The organism is Leptospira kanakyensis, from assembly GCF_004769235.1.
GTDB lineage: Bacteria > Spirochaetota > Leptospiria > Leptospirales > Leptospiraceae > Leptospira_A > Leptospira_A kanakyensis.
The window spans coordinates 1,056,391-1,077,042 of sequence record NZ_RQFG01000005.1; the positions used below are offsets into that span (position 1 = coordinate 1,056,391).

24 protein-coding genes are annotated in these 20,652 nt (G+C 38.5%); 17 read left to right on the plus strand and 7 right to left on the minus strand.

Annotated elements, in window-relative coordinates:
• The first annotated feature begins 57 nt into the window (after positions 1-57).
• From EHQ16_RS05585 to EHQ16_RS05605, 5 genes are all read left to right on the plus strand, one after another.
• Positions 58-1,128, plus strand: coding sequence for a zinc ribbon domain-containing protein (locus EHQ16_RS05585; protein ID WP_135634848.1), 1,071 nt, complete (start codon positions 58-60; stop codon positions 1,126-1,128).
• A gap of 1 nt (position 1,129) precedes the next feature.
• Positions 1,130-1,657: an LIMLP_15305 family protein gene (locus EHQ16_RS05590; protein ID WP_135634846.1), complete on the plus strand. Its 528-nt coding sequence runs from the start codon at positions 1,130-1,132 to the stop codon at positions 1,655-1,657.
• Between the two features lie 19 nt (positions 1,658-1,676).
• The gene (locus EHQ16_RS05595; protein ID WP_135634844.1) at positions 1,677-2,675 is read left to right on the plus strand and encodes an SPFH domain-containing protein; all 999 of its coding nucleotides are present in this window, start codon (positions 1,677-1,679) and stop codon (positions 2,673-2,675) included.
• A gap of 195 nt (positions 2,676-2,870) precedes the next feature.
• Positions 2,871-3,089: a hypothetical protein gene (locus EHQ16_RS05600; RefSeq protein WP_004787168.1), complete on the plus strand. Its 219-nt coding sequence runs from the start codon at positions 2,871-2,873 to the stop codon at positions 3,087-3,089.
• On the plus strand, positions 3,079-3,534 hold the full coding sequence (locus EHQ16_RS05605; protein WP_135634842.1) for a PIN domain-containing protein: 456 nt from the start codon (positions 3,079-3,081) through the stop codon (positions 3,532-3,534). Before EHQ16_RS05600 ends, EHQ16_RS05605 begins: the two co-directional genes overlap by 11 nt.
• 17 nt (positions 3,535-3,551) lie before the next feature.
• Here the strand turns inward: EHQ16_RS05605 and EHQ16_RS05610 are convergent, their stop codons facing one another.
• Both EHQ16_RS05610 and EHQ16_RS05615 read right to left on the minus strand, forming a co-directional pair.
• The gene (locus EHQ16_RS05610) at positions 3,552-5,303 is read right to left on the minus strand and encodes a patatin-like phospholipase family protein (RefSeq protein ID WP_135634840.1); all 1,752 of its coding nucleotides are present in this window, start codon (positions 5,301-5,303) and stop codon (positions 3,552-3,554) included.
• Between the two features lie 15 nt (positions 5,304-5,318).
• Positions 5,319-6,635 carry an MATE family efflux transporter gene (locus tag EHQ16_RS05615; RefSeq protein WP_244241942.1) on the minus strand — a complete coding sequence of 439 codons (1,317 nt, stop codon included), beginning with the start codon at positions 6,633-6,635 and terminating at the stop codon, positions 5,319-5,321.
• Between the two features lie 56 nt (positions 6,636-6,691).
• Between EHQ16_RS05615 and EHQ16_RS05620 the strand changes: the two genes are divergently transcribed.
• From EHQ16_RS05620 to EHQ16_RS05660, 9 genes are all read left to right on the plus strand, one after another.
• Complete coding sequence (locus tag EHQ16_RS05620) at positions 6,692-8,002, plus strand: amidohydrolase family protein (RefSeq protein WP_135634836.1); 1,311 nt, start codon at positions 6,692-6,694, stop codon at positions 8,000-8,002.
• A 30-nt stretch (positions 8,003-8,032) separates the two neighbouring features.
• Entirely contained in the window at positions 8,033-8,719 is a 687-nt protein-coding gene (locus EHQ16_RS05625; RefSeq protein WP_135634834.1) for a hypothetical protein, read from the plus strand.
• The gene (locus tag EHQ16_RS05630; RefSeq protein ID WP_135634832.1) at positions 8,716-10,533 is read left to right on the plus strand and encodes a TrkH family potassium uptake protein; all 1,818 of its coding nucleotides are present in this window, start codon (positions 8,716-8,718) and stop codon (positions 10,531-10,533) included. The genes EHQ16_RS05625 and EHQ16_RS05630 overlap by 4 nt, the downstream gene beginning before the upstream one ends.
• A 7-nt stretch (positions 10,534-10,540) precedes the next feature.
• On the plus strand, positions 10,541-11,236 hold the full coding sequence (locus tag EHQ16_RS05635) for a potassium channel family protein (protein WP_135634830.1): 696 nt from the start codon (positions 10,541-10,543) through the stop codon (positions 11,234-11,236).
• A gap of 3 nt (positions 11,237-11,239) precedes the next feature.
• The gene (locus tag EHQ16_RS05640; RefSeq protein ID WP_135634828.1) at positions 11,240-12,016 is read left to right on the plus strand and encodes a cobalamin-binding protein; all 777 of its coding nucleotides are present in this window, start codon (positions 11,240-11,242) and stop codon (positions 12,014-12,016) included.
• A gap of 85 nt (positions 12,017-12,101) precedes the next feature.
• Entirely contained in the window at positions 12,102-12,941 is an 840-nt protein-coding gene (locus tag EHQ16_RS05645; protein WP_135634826.1) for a MotA/TolQ/ExbB proton channel family protein, read from the plus strand.
• 20 nt (positions 12,942-12,961) lie between these two features.
• Positions 12,962-13,381: an ExbD/TolR family protein gene (locus EHQ16_RS05650; RefSeq protein ID WP_100743556.1), complete on the plus strand. Its 420-nt coding sequence runs from the start codon at positions 12,962-12,964 to the stop codon at positions 13,379-13,381.
• A gap of 1 nt (position 13,382) precedes the next feature.
• Positions 13,383-13,805 (plus strand): ExbD/TolR family protein, encoded by a 423-nt coding sequence (locus EHQ16_RS05655; protein ID WP_135634824.1) that lies wholly within the window; start codon positions 13,383-13,385, stop codon positions 13,803-13,805.
• A gap of 1 nt (position 13,806) precedes the next feature.
• Entirely contained in the window at positions 13,807-14,403 is a 597-nt protein-coding gene (locus EHQ16_RS05660) for an energy transducer TonB (protein ID WP_135634822.1), read from the plus strand.
• Between the two features lie 146 nt (positions 14,404-14,549).
• Here the strand turns inward: EHQ16_RS05660 and EHQ16_RS05665 are convergent, their stop codons facing one another.
• The 4 genes from EHQ16_RS05665 to EHQ16_RS05680 form a co-directional block, all read right to left on the minus strand.
• Positions 14,550-14,945 (minus strand): type II toxin-antitoxin system death-on-curing family toxin, encoded by a 396-nt coding sequence (locus tag EHQ16_RS05665; protein WP_135634820.1) that lies wholly within the window; start codon positions 14,943-14,945, stop codon positions 14,550-14,552.
• A complete protein-coding gene (locus EHQ16_RS05670) occupies positions 14,942-15,181 on the minus strand; it encodes an AbrB/MazE/SpoVT family DNA-binding domain-containing protein (protein ID WP_100719865.1) in 240 nt (79 codons plus the stop codon). The genes EHQ16_RS05665 and EHQ16_RS05670 overlap by 4 nt, the downstream gene beginning before the upstream one ends.
• 125 nt (positions 15,182-15,306) lie before the next feature.
• Complete coding sequence (locus EHQ16_RS05675; protein ID WP_135634818.1) at positions 15,307-16,143, minus strand: LBF_0142 family lipoprotein; 837 nt, start codon at positions 16,141-16,143, stop codon at positions 15,307-15,309.
• 175 nt (positions 16,144-16,318) lie between these two features.
• Positions 16,319-16,690: a phasin-related domain-containing protein gene (locus EHQ16_RS05680; RefSeq protein ID WP_135587735.1), complete on the minus strand. Its 372-nt coding sequence runs from the start codon at positions 16,688-16,690 to the stop codon at positions 16,319-16,321.
• A 243-nt stretch (positions 16,691-16,933) separates the two neighbouring features.
• Between EHQ16_RS05680 and EHQ16_RS05685 the strand changes: the two genes are divergently transcribed.
• On the plus strand, positions 16,934-17,833 hold the full coding sequence (locus tag EHQ16_RS05685) for an AraC family transcriptional regulator (RefSeq protein ID WP_135634816.1): 900 nt from the start codon (positions 16,934-16,936) through the stop codon (positions 17,831-17,833).
• A gap of 75 nt (positions 17,834-17,908) precedes the next feature.
• Positions 17,909-18,358, plus strand: coding sequence for a DoxX family protein (locus EHQ16_RS05690; protein WP_135634814.1), 450 nt, complete (start codon positions 17,909-17,911; stop codon positions 18,356-18,358).
• A gap of 129 nt (positions 18,359-18,487) precedes the next feature.
• Here EHQ16_RS05690 and EHQ16_RS05695 read toward each other — a convergent pair whose 3' ends face one another.
• Positions 18,488-19,780, minus strand: coding sequence for a malic enzyme-like NAD(P)-binding protein (locus tag EHQ16_RS05695; protein WP_135634812.1), 1,293 nt, complete (start codon positions 19,778-19,780; stop codon positions 18,488-18,490).
• 135 nt (positions 19,781-19,915) lie between these two features.
• Here EHQ16_RS05695 and EHQ16_RS05700 point away from each other — a divergent pair, with 135 nt between their 5' ends.
• Complete coding sequence (locus EHQ16_RS05700) at positions 19,916-20,632, plus strand: MIP/aquaporin family protein (protein ID WP_135634810.1); 717 nt, start codon at positions 19,916-19,918, stop codon at positions 20,630-20,632.
• Positions 20,633-20,652 lie beyond the last annotated feature (20 nt).

Genomic DNA, 20,652 nt, shown 5'->3' on the forward strand with positions numbered 1-20,652 from the left:
GGATTTTGGGAATTGAAAATATTTTTCTTGCAAAAGTCAATTTTTTGCGGATAAACCTTGGTTGCGATGGCAGAAGAAAAAATCTATGAAATGCTTTGGGACTGCGAGTTTTGCGGTTCTAAAAAGTTACTCGGTAAAACACATAGGCATTGTCCGAACTGCGGTGCCACACAAGATCCAGGCCGTAGATACTTTCCAAACGAAGCAGACAAAGTTGCTGTCCAAGATCATATTTATTATGGCGCAGATAAAACCTGTCCTTTCTGCCAAACTGCCAATGGTGCCAAAGCCACGTTTTGTGGAAACTGCGGTGGTTCTCTCGATGGCGCTCAAACTGTCAAACTTCGTTCCGACCAAGATGGGCTCACTGAAGACTCAGTGCAAAAAGCAAAAGAAGATTTAGCATTTGAAAATTCAGAATTCATCAAACCACATCCCAAAACTCCGAAATGGGTGTTATGGTTACTGGGAACCATTGTTTTCGGTGGGATTGGATTTGTTTGCCTTGGTGTGTTATGGACTGAAAAAGTAGAATTACAAATCACTCACCATGAATGGTCTCGTACCATTGCCATTGACCAATTCAAACCTGTATCAGAATCCGAATGGTGTGATTCTATGCCAATGGGTGCGTACAGTGTGTCCAGAAGCCGTCAGATCAGAAGTTATGACAGTATTCCTGATGGAGAAGATTGCCGTACAGTTCGTTCGGATCGTGGAGACGGAACTTTTTCTGAAAGTGAAAGTTGTACAACGAAATACAGAAAAGAACCTGTTTATGATGACCATTGTAGTTACCGAATTGATAAATGGGCCTTTGATCGCAACGCTGTGGCCAAAGGATTTGGAACCACACAAGAACCCTATTGGCCCACTCCGCAAATTCGCGAATGTTCCAGTACAAGTATTGGTTGTGAAAGGTTAGGCACAAAAGAAGAAAAGTATTTAGTCCATTTCACTGAATCCAGTGGTGAAACCAAAGGTGAAAAACATGACTGCGAATTTGACCAAACAAAATGGAAATCACTTCCTGCCAAAGCCATCTACCAATCAGAAAAAAGTGTCATCTTCAATTACATCACTTGTGACACCATACAAACATTAGAAGGAAACGTAACAGAGGAATAAAATGGATCAAACTTGGTTAAAAACCACATTAGAACGATTTAAGAACGAACAAGATCCCATCCGTAAGTTCTTAAAAGAAACCAAACTATTTGAAGAAGCTCTGGCCAACCAAGAGTTTGAAAAAACGGATCTTCTGGTTCGTAAGGAACTAGGAGCGTTACTTTCTACCTTTAAAGAAAGTTTTCGTAAACTAGAAGAAGGTTTTGTGGCGAAAGCTCAAATCCAAAACATCGGGAAAACAAATCCAGCCACAACTTTATTAGACCGAATCATCATGAAGGTAAGTTCAGCAGGTTATGGAATGAATGGACTTGGCACCGGTGTCAAAGCCACATCGGCAGAAATAGAAAAACTATTAAACCATGACTTTTCTATGTTGGAAAAAGCAGGTGTTTTACAAAAAGAAATTTTGGAAACATTACCAACCGCTTTTGCCACCAATCCAGAAGCAGCCATTGAATCGACTAACAAACTTTTGTTAGACTTCGAAACTCAATTTGAATCAAGAAACTCAATCTTTTTAAAATAACAGGATAAGGAAATAAAACATGGCACTAATAGATAGAATTAAATTTGAAGGTAGTCCCAACGAAATCGTTTGGAAGTATCCATCTGATGAAATCAGTACCGCAGGCCAACTCGTTGTCGACGAAAACCAAGAAGCCATCTTTTTTAAAGAAGGAAAAGCCTTGGATACTTTTGGGCCAGGAACTCATACCTTAAAAACAGGAAACATTCCCATCCTCGAAGCACTCGTCAATCTTCCGTTTGGTGGAAAAACTCCATTCACTGCAGAAGTATATTATGTAAACAAAGCCATTTTTGCAATGAAATGGGGAACAAACACCCCAATTCCATTGGAAGATCCTAAATACAAAATTGTATTAAACATTCGTGCTTTTGGGGATTACAAATTCCGAATCAAAGATTCGAGATCCTTTTTACTCAATGTAGTGAAAGGTGGAAACAGAACCACGAACGAATCCATAGATGAATTTCTAAAACCAAACATTGTCCGCGGTATCGGCGATTTTATTGCAGAAGTGATCTTAAACAACAACACCTCTGTAGTTGAAATTAACAAATATAGAGATGAAAGTTCTACCGCTGGAAAGGTCAAACTTGCTCCTGAATTTGAAAAATATGGAATCGACTTAACAGAGTTTAACGTATCTTCGGTGAACTTTGATCAAAACGATCCCAACTACCAAAGAATCCAAAAAATCATCACCGACAAATTTGAAATCGATATGCTCGGGGATAAATACCAACAAAAGAAAATGTTCGATATTGGACAAGCGGCCGCAGAAAACGAAGGCCAAGGTGGTGGGGCTATGGGTGCCGGGATGGGCATGGGTATGGGGATGAATATGGGCCAAATGATGGGTAATATGATGAACCAAGGTGGAGGACAAGGTGGTGGGACAGCACCTGCCGGCAATGATCCTGCCGCTCGGATTGCCAAACTCAAAGGTTTACTCGACCAAGGCCTCATCAACGCCGAAGAATTTGAAGCAAAGAAAAAAGAAATCCTCTCTTCTTTGTAATTCGAATCTCCTAAACCAAACTTTCGCAAACCAAAAAAAAACACTCCATCTTGAGAAAGTATCTAACTTTCTTTAGGTGGAGATTGGAACAAAATAATCAGAAAATAAGAAAATTAGTCAGAAACTGGTTTACTGTATTAAAATAACCAATTTTCAATTTGACAAATTGCACGAAACTCGTGTAAAATAATAAACATGAAAAGTATTACTTTTAGAGCTGATGAAAGGGCAATTGAAAAAGCTCGTCTAAAAGCAAGTAAACAAAAAAGGTCACTCAATGACATTTTTAATGAATGGCTCCGCGCTTATTCTGAATCTGAGCCAAAAGATTTCGATCTAGATGCATATTTGAAAAAATTTGAATATGTAAAGATAAACCGAAAAATAACACGTGAAGAAGCAAATGAAAGGTAAAATCTTCATCGATACGAATATATTTATTTACTTCTTTTCACAAAAGGATTTTGAAAAAAAGGAAATCTCTTCAAATATCATAAAGGCTTCTTTTAAATCTGATAGATTTTCTATAAGTTACCAAGTCATCCAAGAATTTAGCAATGTTATGCTTACAAAAGGACAACCACCAATGAAGGGTCAGGATATTTCAAGTTTCATAGAAAAAATCTTAGATCCGATTTGTTCTTTTTTCCCAACAATTGAGTTTTACAAAAATGCTCTGAAATTAAGAGAGAAGAATAAATTATCTTATTATGATTCTTTGATTGTTTTGGCCGCTTTAGAACTCAATTGTGATTATTTATTGTCTGAAGACTTTAATGATGGAACAAAAATTAACAAATTGAAAATCATCAATCCATTCAATAAGGTGAACTCAAAATTACTAAACTCTATTCTATAATTCCCAACTATCTATGCTTAAGAAAACAATTGTTTGATTTCTGCTAAATTGGCTTCGGCTTCCTGTTCACCCTTATCAATGATTTCTTGGTAACGGGCAAAATCAAATAACTGAAACTCTTCTAAATGGAAGTGCACAAACAGGTCCAGTTTGGGGCGTTTCAGCCTTGTGATCTCTCTACCTTCCAAGGTGATGGTTCTTGTCATAATCTGTAAAATAGGTGGGTATTTTAAAGTATCCCAAATATAACGAAAAAATCCCTTTTCTGTTGTATTACGATCTTCAAAAAGTTTTACAGGAACAATTTCTTGCATAGGAGATACGTTGATACCCATCACCACATCTGCACCTTTGGAACGAATGAGATTTTCTGGAACGTTATTGATCATTCCACCATCAACTAACAACTTTTCGCCGAGTCGATAGGGAGGAAAGGCACCAGGCAAACTCATAGCACTGGTGAGTGCTTCCGTGATGGGGCCTTGGTCAAAAATATGTTCTTTCCCCGTTTGTAAATCCACTGCGGATGTGGCAAAGGGAAGAGGAAGTTCCTCTATTCTTTGGTCACCAAAAGCTTTCTTTAACATTCGTTTCATTCGTTTCCCTTTAAAAAAGGCAACGACGGGAAGAGTAGGATCAAAGGCACTTTCCAATCCACCAAAGAAATTTTTTATCATTTCTTCAATTTCTTCTGGAGAATTTTTTCTGGCATATAGAGCAGCAATCACAGCTCCCATAGAAGCACCAGATACAAAATCAAAATGAATTCCTTCTCTATGCAAAACCTTTAACAATCCAACGTGAGCGAGTGCTCTGGCACCACCACCACCTAACGCTAAACCTCGAGTTTTGGAGACCAAATACCTTGCCAATGTATCTTTTTGATAAAAGTTTTTGAGAGATTGGTCTTGTGGAAGATAACTTTTGCGTACTCCACTTTCCATCATACGGATGGCGCGACCTTCAAAGTTACGAATTCGACTTTTCCAAAAATGAATGATTTCTTCTTTTTCTTTATAAAACTTTTCGGGTTCGTCTTCCCAAAAAACAATAAAGTCGGATTGAACCACCAAATAATGTAAATCCATTCTGGATGTGGATTCATCGAAATAAATATGAAGTAAGGGAGTTTTGTTTCTAAGATTGGTGAGATACTCTGAAATCTGAGTGGGATCCATTCCTTTAAAAGTGGAAATGGGAATGGCAGAAGATAATTTTTTGGTGACTTCACCATATTCATCAATGAACGATTTTACTTTTTCACCAAAATGGTATTCTGGTTCCAAAGGTACATGGACACATAACCTGCGTAATCCGACAAAACTATCTTTGTGACTGGATCTGTTTAAGTTTTCTCGCATCCGAGATCCCATCATTTGGATGATGTTTTGTGCAAAAACTTTCTCTTGAGATGCTAATTGTAAAAACAATTTTCCATTCAAAACATAAACGAGGGAATCAATGACTGCGATGGCAGAAGTGGAATGGTTGGAACTGGAGATAAGTGAATTTTCGGCTAACACTTGACCAGAACCCACATAGACGTGGCTTTGGCCGGCGACATTTTCGAGAAGTATTTCACCGTATCTTACAATGTAAATGGATTCCGAAGACTCTCCTTTGTAATAGAGAGCTTCGTGGCTTCGAACTAATTTTTCTTGAACGTTATTTGCAAGTCGTAACAAAACGGAAGGGGAAAGTTTTTTGAACAAATCCACAGACTTTAAAAATTTTTGAATGGCCTGTCTTTCTTGTTCTGTTCGTTTCATTTTCCCCTCGTTCTATTAAATTCGTATGTTCACCCACTCCTTCTTACGAAATTTTCTGACAAAAAGCACTGCCATGAGTAAAATCCAAATAAAAAACGCAGACCAGATTCCAAAATTTCCCCATGCTAGGACTATCCCGAGTAAATAGGCCAAAGGCAACATGATGAGAAAGGATACGATGAGATAAACAAACATCACATAGTACATCATCCCCGCACTACGAAGTGCAGAACCAATCACCATATGATAGGCATCTCCCACTTGGATGAGAGCCACAATACAAAGTGCAGGATAGGCAACCTTTGCTACGGCAGGAACATCGGTAAAAAGTCCAATGAGCCAAGGGCCACCGATGATAAAAAAGAGTCCCATACTTCCCATCACAATCGCAGAGAACGTTGCCGAACGCATGGTTCCTTCGTAAGCCAATCGAATTTTTCCCTGACCCATGGATTGGCCGAGAATGGTAGTGGCTGCAATCCCAAAAGAGAATCCAGGCATAAACGACAAACTAAGGCATGTTAATACAACACTTGCAGAAGCTAAAGTGGTTGTGCTAATCATTCCTGCAATTTTATAAAATCCAGAGAAAGCAAAGTTTACAAGTGTTCCTTCGACAGCAGGTGCGAACCCAACCGTACAAAGTTCTTTGATCGTAACAAAACTTGGTGCAAAGATTTTGTACTGAAAGAATTTGATGACGTCTTTGCGGAAAAAATAAAACACCACAACCAGTAGAGATGGGATTGAAGACAAACTAGATGCAATCGCTGCACCCTTCACTCCCCAAGCAGGGAATCCCCAGTTTCCAAAAATGAGTAACCAATTGAAAAAGATATTGGTACCTGCGGCTAACATGGAAGAAATCATACCCACTTGTACAATTCCAATTCCGTCAAAAAAACCACGTAAAGCGAATCCCACAAAAAAGAGAACGGTTCCGATAAATCGGTAGGATAAATAAACTCCTGCCACTTCGATCACTTGTGGATCATCACCAATCCAACCCATAAGCTGCGGAGCGTAAATAAATCCAAAATAGGAAAGTAATGCACCTAAAACAAAGGATAAATAAACGGAATTAACTAGTGTGATTCCGACCCCTCTGTCATTTTTTTCGCCAAATCGACGTGCTACGATGATTTGCACAGCCATGGATCCACCCATAAGGAAGGCAAAAATGGAAAAATAAACCATTCCACCAAACCCAACAGCGGCGAGAGGGACTTCTCCCAGTTTACCAACCATAGCAGTGTCTGCTACCATGATGGCTGTATAACTGATCATTCCAAAAAAAACTGGGATTGCTAATCCAAGAATTTTCTGATTCAATCGAGTTGGCTGCAAGATGCGTCTAATTTTGTGAAGCATAGTTTTGTCATTCTTATATGTATTGCGATCTACACAACCACCTTTATGGATGTTTACCCCCCGAAACCTTGTTTCGAATCGGCAAAAATAACCCCGAACCTCGATGGCACTTGTATTTGGATTCCTATGAAAAGGCTTATGGTCAAAAAATTAGACCTTCTACCTTTTTTGAAGATTATTCGGACATAAAAGATTTTTCCAAACTCTATCATTTTAGAGAAAAGGCTCCTTTTTTACATTTCCAAGCTAAGTTCAATTTGATCATCGCACTTGTTAAGTTTGATGACAAAGAAATTACAGAAGTAACTCATGATGTAGTTCTTTCCAATAGTTTGGAAGATATCAGTTATGCAGAATATCGTTTGATGTTTGGAAAAGAAGAACCCAAAGAAAGTTTTTATAGCAAACTCATGGCTTGTTTGGAAGGTCTTTCCAAAGGAGAAACTTCCGCTAAAAAAGAAGGCAAAACCATCCAAACAAAACTAGTTATGTCCTTACATAGAGATATCAATTATGAAAGGCATTATGATTGGATGAAAAATTGGATGGAAAAAGATTCAGTCATTCGCAATGGACTTGTGGGAATCGATTTTTGTCATATCGAAGAAGGTCATCCACCAAAGGAAAAAAAATCTTTTTTCCAATCCGTATTAAAAGATAACAAAGCAGAACCAAATACGGCTCTTTCCATTCTTTATCATGTAGGAGAAAGTTTCCGTGATAAAACACCTTCCTCTGCCGTACGTTGGGTTTTAGAATCAGCAGAAAACGGGGCACATAGACTGGGTCATGCATTGGCTCTTGGGATTGACTCTGATTATTTTTTGGGTGATGAAAGAACAGAACTAGTATCTGAGGCAAAAGACCAAATCGAATGTGAGTTGGAATCTTATGAAGAGATCACAAGTTTTGGTTCATATTATCCCAAAGAAGAATTGGAACTCAAACGAAAGGATTTAAAAACTAAACCCGATTCCGAACTTTTAAAAATTCAGTTTGATGGAACTCAGTCCCAATACCTCCATACCTTCCAAAACTATGTTATGTCAAAAATATCACAAACAGAGGCTGTTGTTGAATGTTGTCCATCTTCCAATTTATACATTGGAATGTTAGAATCACATATTGATCATCCCATCACAAGGTTTTTGCAAAACGATATCAAACTCACCATTGGATCTGATGATCCAGGTCTATTTGGAACCACTATGTCGGAAGAGTATGGGCACGCTCATACTGCCGGTGTTTCCGAAAAAGATTTGGAGTCCATTCGGGAAAAGTCATTTTCTTACAGATCCACCAAACTTTCTGGACGTGAATTGGATTGACCCTGATACAGATTGGGTAAACTGGAATGTATGCGGATTTTTTCCCAAATTTTTGTGCCAATGATTGTTTTCTCTTTGGCGGTGGGCCCACTCCTTGGGCAAACCAAAGAAGGATATTATGACACAAATAATTATGACTTAAGAAATCTTCCCAAGTCTGATCCGGAATCCAATGTTTTACAGGATGTGACCCTTCCGCCGAAGTTTGACACTCCCGTTTTATCCACACCCAAAAATGCAAAAACGCAATACAGTGGGATTGATTCCATTCCTGGTGCTGGTGCCTTAATGAATTCCAGAACAACATCCAATTCCAGTCAAAATGCAAACAATCCTTATAGTATGACAGGCGCACAAAATTCACCAATTAACCCCCTTACAGGTGAAATCAACGAACAAGCACTTCAGAACCAACTCCAAAAAAGTAGAACCAAACAAGAGTTAAAGAAAAAACAAAAAGAAGAATTTGACGAAGATGCTGTTTATGAAGAAACAAAATTTCGCCGGGCTTATATCATTTTCTTTTTAACTTTACCATTTGCGTTAGGTGCTTCTACAGCAATTGCTTCAGCATTGGCAATTGAAAAAACAATTGCAGGAAGTATCATCATGATTGGTGGAACCACCGGTCTTTCCGGGGCAAATGTTTATGCCGATAGGCAAAGATTAGAAGAACACCGAGAAAAGAAAAAACAACTGGCTGAAGTTTACCCTTGAAGTTCAAACGACTCCTTGTTTTTTTAAAAAGATTTTACCTTTATTTACAAGTCCAAAGATTCGAAATTCGAAAGTTCTATATAGACCACTTCCGTTGGATAGGAAGAACCATATATATCCTATTTGGATTTTTATCGGTTACTATTTTGATTTTAGATTTTGGATTCTATTATCCTGAAGATTGGAAACCTTACGTCACTTTTTCCATTCGAACACTTGTATCATTTTTTATTTTTTACGAATCCATCCATTTAATTTTCACAAACAAACGATGGAGAGAATATGTTTCTCTTCATAAAATAGAACTAATCATCTTGCTTATGTTAGGATTGGAATTTATTTATGAAAAAGATATAGTTTCCATTTTAAAGTCATACCATATTTCGGGAGATGACACCACTATCATCTTTTTATCTGCCAATCAGATTCTGTTTTTATTTTCTAACTTGGCTCATTTCTTTCGACTTTCCAGAAAAAATGATTCTAAAAAATTAAATCCTTCCATTGTATTTGTTTCTTCTTTTGCTTTTATCATTTTTCTTGGAGTTTGTTTTTTACATTTTCCGAAGTCAACCAATGGCCAGGTCAAATCCATTGATTTAGTTTTCACAACCATCAGTGCAACCTGTGTCACAGGACTTTCCACCGTTGACATTGGCAGCCAATTCACACTCACAGGACAACTAATTGTTTTACTCCTCATCCAAGTGGGTGGGCTCGGTCTTATGACCTTAACTAGTTTTTTTTCCATCTTCCTTGCCGGAAAAGTTTCTGTCAGTGATACAATGATGATCAAAGACCTTCTTTCCGAAGAAACGATGGGTCGTGCCAAAGAAATTTTAAAACAAATCACAATCCAAACCCTTGTCATTGAATCGGTTGGGGCGATTCTATTATTTTATAGTTTTCCAGAGAACTTCCCAATTGCTCTCTCAGAAAAAATTTATTATTCAATTTTTCACTCCATATCTGCATTTTGTAATGCTGGTTTTAGTTTGTTACCAAGTGGACTGGCCACAGAAGCCTTCAAACATTCAGAAGGATTTTTATCTGTGATTATGTTTTTGATTGTTCTCGGAGGACTTGGTTTTCCTGTTTTATTCCAAATCCGAACAAAACTTTCCAATCCTTTTGATTATAAGTTTCGATGGTCTGTTACATCCAAACTAGTATTTTGGACAACCGGCTGTCTTTTGTTATTCGGTTGGGTTTCTTATTATTTTTTAGAGTTAAATTATACTTTAAGAGGGCTCACTACTTCAGAACAAATCTTTCATTCTTTGTTTTATTCTGTTACCACAAGGACGGCTGGATTTAATACATTAGAGTTAAGCCAAATGGGATTTCCTATTACATTCATTTCGTTTTTTTTGATGTGGGTGGGAGCTTCACCGGTATCCACAGGAGGTGGAATCAAAACCACAACCTTTGCCATCTCTCTTTTAAATATTACCAACGAAATTCGAGGAAAAGAAAGAATGGAAATAGGCCACCGAACCATTGCCAATTCATCTATTGCTAGAGCCAGTGCTACCATTGTACTTTCTTTATTTGTGATTTTTCTTGCCATCCTTGGTTTGTTAATCACTGAAAATGCGAATTTTATCGATTTATGTTACGAAGTGGTCTCCGCCTTTGGAACGGTAGGTCTTACTCGTAGCCTCACCCCTCATTTGACAGATTCTGGTAAAATCATCATTTGTACTGTGATGTTTGTGGGAAGAGTGGGAATTTTGACTCTACTTGTGGCAGTTTCTAAAAAAGTAGATCGTACCTCGTATGAGTATCCAAAAGAGTATGTAGTTGTAGGTTGAATTTGGTATGCAAAGAAAAAAAATAGCAGTCATTGGGATTGGAAGTTTTGGAAAGTTATTTGTTCGTTATCTTTTTGATGATGGCCATGAAGTCATTGCGATTGATAAGGATCCATTAATCATTGAATCAATCAAAGATTTTGTAACCGTAGCTGTTACTTTGGATGCCACCGATGAACATGCATTACGATCACAAGGAATCACCGATGTAGATTATGCAGTCATTGCTCTTGCTGATGATTTTGAAACTTCCATCATCTGTGCCGATAGTTTAAAAAAATGTGGTGTGAAAAATATCTACGCTCGTTACCAAACAGAATTACAAATGAAAGTTTTGGAACTTCTTGGAATCAAAGATCTTTTTAATCCAGAAGAAAAGGCCGCGAGAAGTATGGCAGAAACATTATCCTTTTCAGGAATGCGTTCTAGTTTTTTACTTTCTGATGAATACAGTGTGGTGGAAGTCACAGTTCCCAAACGTTATATCAACCAAACCATTGCGGAAGCAGATTTACGTCATAAATACAATATCAATGTCATCACGATCAAACGCCCCACAGTAAATAAAGAATCCAAACGTGTCTCCGATTCCAAAACTGAAAAAATTTTAGGAATTCCACATGGAAACACAATCCTCAAAGAAGACGATATCATTGTTTTATTTGGATCTCAAACCGATCTCGCTCGTTTTCTGGAAACGTAAACCATGGGCCCAGAAAGAATCATTTGTCTCACCGAAGAACCAACAGAGATGTTGTATCTCTTAGGGGAAGAAAAACGAATTGTCGGAATCTCAGTTTATACAGAACGACCCGCAAAAGCTAAGGAAGAAAAAACAAAAGTTTCTGCCTTTATCAGTGGGAACTTAAAAAAAATAACGGCTCTTGAACCAGACCTTGTCATTGGGTTTTCTGACATCCAATCCCAACTTGCCAAAGATCTCGTAGAACGAGGATTAAACGTTCTTATCTTTAACCAAAGATCCATTTCCGAAATATTATCCAATATGCAAATGCTCGGAAACCTTGTGGGCCAATCAGAAAAAGCAAAAACACTGATTGAAGAATGGAAAAATCAAATTATCCTTTGGAAAAAGGAAAACGAATCTAAAATACACAAACCCAAAGTTTTTTTCCAAGAATGGGATGAACCCATCATCACAGGCATCCAATGGGTCAGTGAAGCCATTGAACTTGCAGGCGGAATCGACACTTTTTCCCATCTAAAGGACAGAAAACTAGCGAGAGACCGTATCATCGTAGCAGATGAAGTCAGAGAGGCCAATCCAGATGTCTACGTGGGATCCTGGTGTGGGAAGGCTATGGATTGGGACTGGGTGCGAAATAAACCCGAATGGCAAAATGTAACAGCCATCCAAAAAAACAAAATTTTTGAAATGGATCCAAGTATTATATTACAACCAGGGCCTGCTTTGTTTCTAGAAGGAATCCCAAAACTAAAGGAGATCTTCTCCTCCATCTAAATCCCGACTTTGTCATCCACTTGTAATCTATTTGTAACAGGGATATTCTAGATTTGAAACATATCAATTAGATATGGAGACATTCATGAAATTCTCATGTAACCAGACAAAAGCGAAAATCACTTTGTCTTTTGTGATCGCACTCATCACAATTTTTACGATTGCAGGTAGAATCGAAGCGCAATCAACACCAGCAGCACCTAGCACAGAATCGGCGCAAACAACGGAAACACCAGCGGAAACTCCCGCTCCAGTAGCAGAAGCTCCTGCACAAGCACCACAACAAGAATCTGAAATCGGACTCGTAAGTTTGTTTTTGACTGGTGGATGGTCAATGTGGCCGCTCCTACTCTCTTCCATCGTTGCATTTGGTGTGATTCTAGAAAGAATCTACTTTTTCTTCACTGCAAAACTCGTAAGAAAAGGATACAACCAAGACTTACAAGATGCGATTGATGCATCTGGAATGAATGGGATTGAAGAATTTTTAAAAGCAAACGAAGGACAACGAATCACTGATGTATTAAAAAATGGAATGGAAGTTTCCCAAAACGATCCAGAGATTTTTGCATCTGGTATTGAAAGAGAAGCAGGTGAAGTCATGACTCTTCTCGAAAAAGGTCTTACTGTTCTTTCTGCTGTTTCTACCATTGCACCACTCGTTGGGTTCCTTGGAACTGTATCAGGTATGATCAACGCCTTTGATGCGATTGCAAACGCTGACCAAGTCAACGCTAAAGTAGTTGCTGGTGGTATCAAAGAAGCGCTTATCACAACTGCTGCTGGTCTTATCGTTGCGATTCCTGCAATGACATTCTACCAATACTTACAAGGTCGAGTTGCTTTCTTTACTTCTGAAGTAGAAGAAGCTGCGAACAAAATCTACAAAGAATATTTAAAACTCAAAGCCGGTAAAAGAGCGTAAACAACGGAAAGTAACTAACCATGATTAAGTTAAAGAAAAAACAAGAACTAGAGGAAATATCGGCAGCATCCATGTCGGATATTGCCTTTCTACTCTTGGTATTTTTTATGGTAACTGCTGTATTCTTTGTAAAGGAAGGACTCAACATTTCCCTTCCTCGCAAACAATCCGAACCTCAGCCTTTTTTACGTAAGAATGTATATGAAATTTTGGTAACACAAGATCGATACAAGATGCGTAACACAGCATTCGGAACCAAAGAATATTCTAGTTTAAAAGAATTTCGCGATGACCTAAACCAAATGGAAATCCCAGATCTTAAAAACAAACTAGCACTCATTGTTACAACCGGTGATACCAAATATGCAAAGATGTTGGATGCCTTATCCGCAGTTCAACTTCGTGGATTTGAAAAAATCTCAGTGAGAAAGAAGAAATAATATGTTACGAAGAAAGAGAGTCGCACCTTCAGTTCCCGTAAGTTCGATGGCAGACATTGCCTTCTTACTCCTCGTGTTCTTTATGGTAACCTCCGTATTGGATTCGGATCCAGACCTTCCCATCAATCTACCAGATGTTCCTGGTGGAGAACAGTTAAACAAAAAGATAGCCAATCTCTATCTGACTGCTGATGACAAAAGAACTGTCTATTTTAATTCGATCAAGATGGAACTCAACGAAGCCATGAGTGAGATCCGTGCAAAACTTTCTACCACTCCTGATTTGAAAGTTTTGATTCATGCAGATCAAGATCTTACTTATGAAGAGTTGGACAATGTATTCGAAACTCTCCGAGAGATAGGAGCCTTAAAGGTTTCCCTCGTTACCAAGACCACTCAAGGTGGCGGGTTAAAAGGAAAGTAAAGTGAACGGAACAGTTGTTACACAGAAAAGATCCAAACGAGAAAGAATTCATCGGTTCATCGATAGATACCGAATCGAAACCGGTCTTGCCATTTCTGCTTTTCTCCAAGCTATCATCATTCTCTTTTGGTTCACACCTCATTTGGACACCGATAGTTTGGATGACCTTGTGGAAGAAGTAGCTTTTATCGACAATGTTCAAATCCAAGAACCATCCGTGGATACAAAACCAACAGATGGAGATTTTGATCTTACTGATAAAGAAAAAGAAGAGAAAAAAGAAGACCCACGTGTTGCGGGAGCTTCTGATCCAATCATCTCTGGAGCAACTTCTCCCATCGACTTATCACCTAACATTCGACCAGAATATACTTCTGATGCAAAAGCTCTTGGACTTACAGGAACCATGACATTAGAAGTTGTGATAGCAAATACAGGCGAAGTGTTACGAGTCAGATCCGTTGGTAAGCAGTTAGGTGGTGGACTCGAAGAAGAAGCCGTCAAAGTTTATCGCAAAAAACGTTTTTCCCCTTCCATTTTAGAAGGAAAACCGATCACAGTTAAAGTGCTCGTTCCCATTCGATTTACTTTGAACTAATCATTGGGGCGAATCCACCACCTTGCGGTGGTGGACCGGGCTCTCCGCTGCAATCTGCAGAGCAGGATTTCCGCTACGATCCCTTTCGCTGGAAGAAATCACGTGACAAATCAATCAGTATCGTATAACGAAAAGATTTGTATATCCTATTGATTTGATTTAGATGAATGTTTTAACCACTTGGCTAACTCATCTTCTTTTATGGAACCATCTGCTACCTTTAACATAACATTCACAACATCTTCCTCTGATGTATCTATAATGAAACCGTTAGAAGCTAAAAATACATACATCAACAAAAACGAAGTTCTCTTGTTTCCATCCATAAATGGATGATTTTTTGCGACACCGATTCCAAGAGAAGCCGTGAGTTCAAAAATAGTAGACTCAGGTTTGTAATGCCATTGATTCTTTGGTCGGTCCAGCGCTGATTCAAGTAAACCGATATCTCGAATTCCCAAAGAACCTCCGTGTTGTTTGATTTGATCTAAATGAATAGCCTCAGCAATTTTTCTATTTAGCCACTTAGGTTCCCGTTTCATTTCGCTAATTCTTTAAGCGCATTTCGGTATTTCTTAGAAGCATCCTGGTAAAATTCCATGGCTGATTCGAAATCAGGATCATAGGGAGACAAAAGAATTCCGTTTTCAGTTTCCACAAGAAAGACAGTGTCTCCTTCATGAAAATTATATTTTTCTAAAAGTGCTTTTGGGATCGTAGCCCCCGATGAATTACCAATCGCACGAATCGTAGTTTTTTTGACTGCAGAACTTTCCATGGTTATAACATAAGTAATAACCATGGAAATTCAATCGAATTTTCTAAGTTTTAAAAATTTGGATAAAATTTTAAAACAAATTCTCTCTGCAAAAATTTTCTTTTTTCAGGAGCACCGGTTCACTCCTACTCCGGTAACTCCAATACCTTATCTTCTTCTTCCATTGGTTGTTTTGGAATTTCCATTTTTTCGATTCGGATTTCGTGAACAAAATCAGAATCTTCAAATTTGTCTAAAATACTAATTCGTCTGGGGTATTGTTTGTTGTTCCACGGTTCATAGTATCCGTATTTGATCACACCTTTGTAAAAACTAAACAGTTCGCGGTAAGTAAATTCCATCCATTCTAAGGCACCACTTGTTTTTTCAAAGTAACCAACGTATTGGTCTGTGTCGGGAGTGGCACCGGCTTGGACGGATGTAAAATATACCACTTCATAGTCTTGGCCTAATTTTTGAACAGCGCCTGCATATTGAATGATTGGATATTCAGTGAGTCTCCAAGGGAGTGTTAGATACAAACGAAGGGATTCTAAATAGACACGAACTTCATCGTCGCCCGTAAAAACTTTTCCCGTATCCGCAGCAATTTGGTAGGGATCTTTTTTCACAAGCCCAAGGATGAGACCTTTTTTTTCTCCACCAAGGAATTCCACTTCCATGGCATCTTTTTCAAAATCCAAATACACACGAAGCCTTTGTTCTGATTCTTTGATCGGTGTAAAAAATCGAACAAACTTGGAATGCCAAACATCTTTCAAAACAAATTGAATTTGTTTGTACTGTTTCCAATCACCAGGAGTGAGTTCTTTCACTGGTGGGTTTGTAATGGTGGATAATCCTTTTTTCTTTAGATCAGGATTTAAACCTTCTTTTTGTAAGGTGGGAGGACGTAAGTCGGCTAAAGAACAAGAGATAAAAAATAATGAAACTAAAATGAATGATAAGTAGGAACGAAACATTGATTCCAGGATGAAGTGAAAAGAATCATCTGTCAATAGGGAAAGTAAATCAGATGGAATGGAAGTGAGTTAAGATTTAGAAGTTTGGTTGTTTTAAATGAGAATTTTAAAAAAAGAATACAGATAAAGAAAAGAGAAAAGGTCGGGATTCCGACCTCCTCTTCTTTAAAGAAACTTATGCTTTTGCAGCACCTGTTTTTTTGATAGATTCCGCAACTTCATTGATTTTTGCTTTTACGGATTCGATTTTTCCTTCAGGCATTTTTGCTTTGATTTCTTCAGCAATTTTGTTGTAGTTGTCTACGATTTTAGAACGAGTTTCGTCGTAGTTTTTTCCAGCAACACTAGAGAATTCTTTAATGTCTGTTAGGATTTTGTCAACGGATTGGCGAATCTTTACAGAATCTTCCGTGTTGTCCAAAGCACCTTTGGATACTAATTCATTGTAAGTTGTTTCCAACTGAGTTTTTGCTTTTTCAAGACCTTCTTTTCCTGATTGGAAAAGTCCGATACCTGCGTTAAGAATGTCCATGATTTGTTTTTCCATAATTTAGCTCCTGGTTTTCACCTAATTGTGCAACGCACAACACAGTTATGTGCGTTGCACAAAATCCTTCAAGAACTTTTTTATCCTAATTTGTAAATTTTTGGATTTTTTTTTCGTAACCCCCATTGACGATTCAACACTAGAGAATTGCCCCTAAAGGGAAAATGCCGCTATCCGCATCTTTTAAGATTCGAATCCTCTGGATTTTGGTGGGTAGATGGTTACTTTAATTTAACTTTCGAAATGAAAACTCTAAATTCACCACCTAAGAAACAAACCGAAATCAAAAACATTCCCATGGTTCATTTAACTGATGTTCATGGTGAAAATCAAAATTCCAGTTTTTATGTCGGTCGTTTGGAAGAATTGCCCAATGGATTCCAAACCTTTGATAGTTCTCATAGACATTCTTATTATGCATTATTCTATTTTATGGAAGGAGAAGGAACTCATTCCATCGACTTCCATTCCCATACGATTACAGAAAACAGTCTTTTTTTCTTAAGACCAGGCCAAGTGCATTCTTGGACTTTTTCCAAACCAGTAAAAGGTTTTGCTTTAAAAATTTATCCGGACTACCTCTCCGAACATGGGGGCCAAGTCACCAGTTTTCAAAATTATCCTTTTTTCCAATTGGGAAATGAAAATTCTAAACTAACAGTCGAAGGTACAGAACAATTCAAAAACGATTTTGAAAGATTACTCGGTGAAAAAAATTCAAAATCCAATTCTTCTATGACTTATCTTTTGATTCAGTTGGTTTTACAACAATCGCTGAAAGAATTTAATACATCCTTTGCAGACAAAATCTCAATCGATTCTAAGTTATGGGATTTTTTTCGGTTATTGGAAAATCATTTTAAAGACCAAAAAACAACTTCTTATTATGCAAAACAAATTGGAACTTCCTCAGGAAATTTAAACCAACTCTGCCAAAAACTATATGGGAAATCGGCAAAGGCAATCATCCAAGAGAGATTGGTTTTGGAAATCAAACGACTATTACTTCATTCTGATTTGAATATCAATCAAATTGCTTTGACTTTAGGTTTTGTTGATAATTCCTATTTCAGTAAATTTTTTAAAAATCATACGGACAGCTCACCCGAAACTTTTAGACAACTGAAACGAAAACTACCATAAAAATCCAATTCTCTCCATTTACCAACCTATCGTTTTTCCGTAAGATACAACCAACACTTACAAAAGGAAATCAAAATGTTAGAAAAGTTATTCTATACAGAATCAAGTTGGTTTTTTACCTTACTGCGATTGGTTTTAGGTTTAGTCATCCTACCACATGGATTACAGAAGTTATGTGGATGGTTCGGAGGTTATGGATTTTCCGCTACTTTGGAATTTTTTAAATCGGAAGGGATACCTTATGCCATTGGATTTTTAGTCATTGTGGCAGAATCTTTTGGGGCCCTGGGCCTTATCTTTGGATTTTTCACAAGATTGTCCTCGTTTGGGATTGCGATTACCATGATTGGAGCCGCCATTTATGTGAGAAAAAACGGCTTTTTTATGAATTGGTTCAACCAACAAGCGGGCGAAGGATTTGAATACCATATCTTAGCCATTGGAATGGCAGTGATTTTGATGATTGCCGGTGGTGGCCAACTAGCGGTTGATAGCTGGGTTGCAAATAGAATTCAATCTAACTGAATGAAATCATTTGAAAGTTAAAACGAAAGTGAATTTAGCGAAATCAAATTAAAACCAAAACTAAAAAGATTTTAATCTAAATACAACAGTCCCTCATACAAATGAACGGCTTGTTGGATTTAGATTGGTTTAGATTTCTAAAGCGCTGATTGGTTCAAGTTGTTGGGCCATGATGGATTCCAAAAACTTTACATAAGCCTCGCGACCAGGATACTCTACTTGGTTGACTCCGGTTTTGACAGCAGCTTCTGCCACTGCCGGAGCCACATGATAAAGAACTCTTGAGTCCAAAGGTTTTGGAATGATATAGTCAGCACCAAATCGAATTTCTTTTTCGTTGTAAGCTTCAGAAACTTCGATAGGAACAGGAAGTTTTGTGAGTTCGCTTAACGCATAAGCCGCAGCTAACTTCATTTCCATATTCACAACTTTTGCACGAACATCGAGTGCACCGCGAAAGATAAATGGAAATCCCAGTACATTGTTTACTTGGTTAGGATAATCACTGCGACCGGTTGCCATGATGAGGTCTGGTCTTGCATGTTTGGCATCGGGATAAGGAATTTCTGGATCGGGATTGGCAAGAGCAAACATAATTGGTTTGTCAGCCATCGTTTTTACCATAGCTTCTGTTACCACATTGGCAACAGACACTCCAATGAACACATCGGTTCCTGGAAAAATATCTTCTAGAGTTTCTGCATCGGTGTTACGAACAAAAGGTAACTTGGTTTCATGTAAGTTTGTTCGTTTGTGATTGATGACACCACGTGAATCCAACATATAAATGGATTCATGTTTGACGCCGATATGTGTTAACATCTCAGCAATCGAAATGGCAGCAGCTCCCGCTCCATTGATCACAACTTTTAAGTTACCAGCTTTTTTACCGGTAAGTTCTAGTGAATTGAGTAGTGCTGCAGTAGAGATGATAGCCGTTCCATGTTGGTCATCATGAAACACAGGAATTTTCATACTTTCATCTAAAGTTTTTTCGATATGAAAACATTCCGGGGCACGGATGTCTTCCAAATTGATACCACCAAACGTCGGTTCGAGGGCTTTTACAATTGTAATGAATTTTTCAGGATCTGTTTCATTGATTTCAATATCAAACACATCAATGCCGGCAAATTTTTTGAATAAAACTGCCTTTCCTTCCATGACTGGTTTTCCAGCGGAGGCTCCAATATTACCAAGACCTAAAATAGCAGTTCCGTTGGTAATGATCCCAACTAAATTTCCTCGGTTTGTGTATTCATAAACGAGTTCTGGTTTTTTTTCAATTTCGAGGCAAGGGTAAGCGACACCCGGTGAGTATGCCAAGGACAGGTCATAACTGTTCTCCGTTGGTTTTGTCGGAACTACTTTGGTTTTTCCTTTCGGAAACCGAGCGTGATACTCAAGTGCGCTTTCTTTCATGGTCTATTTTCCCACGATTTATGATTCAACGGAAAATCCTAGAATAAATTGGAGGGAAGCTCGTCCAAAAATGGTTGCGGCTGGTTCTATGTCCCTTTAGATAAAGTCCTTACGAAAAGCCAAAGGGGGCTTAATTTGGAACTGGTTGGAGAATTTTTTGGAACTGCTGTTCTCATTCTACTGGGTGACGGTGTGGTTGCTGGTGTTTTATTAGAAAAGTCAAAGGCAAAAGACAGCGGATGGATCACCATCACCACAGCTTGGGCCCTTGCGGTCTGTTTCGGTGTTTTGGTGGCAAAGGCCTTAGGAAGCCCAGGAGCGCATCTAAATCCTGCGGTTACCCTCTCTGTTTGCATCCAAACCGGAGATTTTTCGATCTTTCTCCCGTATAGCCTAGCCCAAATCGCAGGTGCAGTCCTCGGAGCCACTCTCGTTTATTTGCACTACCTTCCCCATTGGAAAGAAACCAAAGATTCTGGAACCATTCTAGCTGTCTTCTCTACATCCCCTGCCATCCATCATACTCTCTCCAATGTGATCAGTGAAGGACTCGGAACTTTTATCCTCATCATAGGAATTCATGCCATCTTTTCTCCGTTCAACGGTGGTGCTACCGGTGTTGTAGGAACTGGATTTGTTGGACTCCTCGTTTGGGCCATTGGTTTTTCGCTAGGTGGGACTACTGGTTATGCGATTAACCCCGCTCGTGACTTAGGACCAAGGATTGCCCATTGGTTATTACCGATTCCGAACAAAGGAAATTCCAATTGGAAATATGCATGGCTCCCCGTGGTGATTCCGTTAGTGGGTGCAGCGATAGCGGCAGCGGTGATTCGGTGGGGGATAGGATAAAAAACATCCTATATTAAGAT

Bases quoted from the DNA above. Each gene is read 5' to 3' on its own strand.
- EHQ16_RS05590 (WP_135634846.1), top strand. From the start codon at position 1,130: ATGGATCAAACTTGGTTAAAAACCACATTAGAACGATTTAAGAACGAA.
- EHQ16_RS05595 (WP_135634844.1), top strand. From the start codon at position 1,677: ATGGCACTAATAGATAGAATTAAATTTGAAGGTAGTCCCAACGAAATC.
- EHQ16_RS05600 (WP_004787168.1), top strand. From the start codon at position 2,871: ATGAAAAGTATTACTTTTAGAGCTGATGAAAGGGCAATTGAAAAAGCT.
- EHQ16_RS05605 (WP_135634842.1), top strand. From the start codon at position 3,079: ATGAAAGGTAAAATCTTCATCGATACGAATATATTTATTTACTTCTTT.
- EHQ16_RS05610 (WP_135634840.1), bottom strand. From the start codon at position 5,303: ATGAAACGAACAGAACAAGAAAGACAGGCCATTCAAAAATTTTTAAAG.
- EHQ16_RS05620 (WP_135634836.1), top strand. From the start codon at position 6,692: ATGTATTGCGATCTACACAACCACCTTTATGGATGTTTACCCCCCGAA.
- EHQ16_RS05625 (WP_135634834.1), top strand. From the start codon at position 8,033: ATGCGGATTTTTTCCCAAATTTTTGTGCCAATGATTGTTTTCTCTTTG.
- EHQ16_RS05635 (WP_135634830.1), top strand. From the start codon at position 10,541: ATGCAAAGAAAAAAAATAGCAGTCATTGGGATTGGAAGTTTTGGAAAG.
- EHQ16_RS05640 (WP_135634828.1), top strand. From the start codon at position 11,240: ATGGGCCCAGAAAGAATCATTTGTCTCACCGAAGAACCAACAGAGATG.
- EHQ16_RS05645 (WP_135634826.1), top strand. From the start codon at position 12,102: ATGAAATTCTCATGTAACCAGACAAAAGCGAAAATCACTTTGTCTTTT.
- EHQ16_RS05650 (WP_100743556.1), top strand. From the start codon at position 12,962: ATGATTAAGTTAAAGAAAAAACAAGAACTAGAGGAAATATCGGCAGCA.
- EHQ16_RS05655 (WP_135634824.1), top strand. From the start codon at position 13,383: ATGTTACGAAGAAAGAGAGTCGCACCTTCAGTTCCCGTAAGTTCGATG.
- EHQ16_RS05665 (WP_135634820.1), bottom strand. From the start codon at position 14,945: ATGAAACGGGAACCTAAGTGGCTAAATAGAAAAATTGCTGAGGCTATT.
- EHQ16_RS05670 (WP_100719865.1), bottom strand. From the start codon at position 15,181: ATGGAAAGTTCTGCAGTCAAAAAAACTACGATTCGTGCGATTGGTAAT.
- EHQ16_RS05675 (WP_135634818.1), bottom strand. From the start codon at position 16,143: ATGTTTCGTTCCTACTTATCATTCATTTTAGTTTCATTATTTTTTATC.
- EHQ16_RS05680 (WP_135587735.1), bottom strand. From the start codon at position 16,690: ATGGAAAAACAAATCATGGACATTCTTAACGCAGGTATCGGACTTTTC.
- EHQ16_RS05685 (WP_135634816.1), top strand. From the start codon at position 16,934: ATGAAAACTCTAAATTCACCACCTAAGAAACAAACCGAAATCAAAAAC.
- EHQ16_RS05690 (WP_135634814.1), top strand. From the start codon at position 17,909: ATGTTAGAAAAGTTATTCTATACAGAATCAAGTTGGTTTTTTACCTTA.
- EHQ16_RS05695 (WP_135634812.1), bottom strand. From the start codon at position 19,780: ATGAAAGAAAGCGCACTTGAGTATCACGCTCGGTTTCCGAAAGGAAAA.